The organism is Polaromonas sp. UBA4122, assembly GCA_002381615.1.
GTDB lineage: Bacteria > Pseudomonadota > Gammaproteobacteria > Burkholderiales > Burkholderiaceae_C > Polaromonas.
The window spans coordinates 2551-2839 of record DFWY01000033.1; the positions used below are offsets into that span (position 1 = coordinate 2551).

1 protein-coding gene is annotated in these 289 nt (G+C 60.9%); it reads right to left on the reverse strand.

Translation table 11 applies throughout. From position 1 onward, the window contains the following. The coding region (locus B3F77_RS04430; protein ID WP_293603788.1) for a P-loop NTPase at positions 1–289 on the reverse strand (289 nt) is incomplete at both ends.

The following is a 289-nucleotide window of genomic DNA, read 5'->3' on the forward strand; positions in this document are numbered from 1 at the left end:
GCATGTCCAGCGGCAGCGCACCCAGGTAATCCATACCGTACTCGGCGGCCATCTTTTTGCCGCCGTCGGCGCCAAAGATGTGTTCGGTGTGGCCACACTGGCTGCACACGTGAACTGCCATGTTTTCGACAATACCGAGGATGGGCACGCCGACCTTCTCGAACATCTTGATGCCTTTTTTGGCATCAAGCAGCGCAATGTCCTGCGGCGTGGTGACAATCACGGCGCCCGTCATGGGCACGCGCTGGCTCAGCGTGAGCTGGATATCGCCGGTGCCCGGCGGCATGTC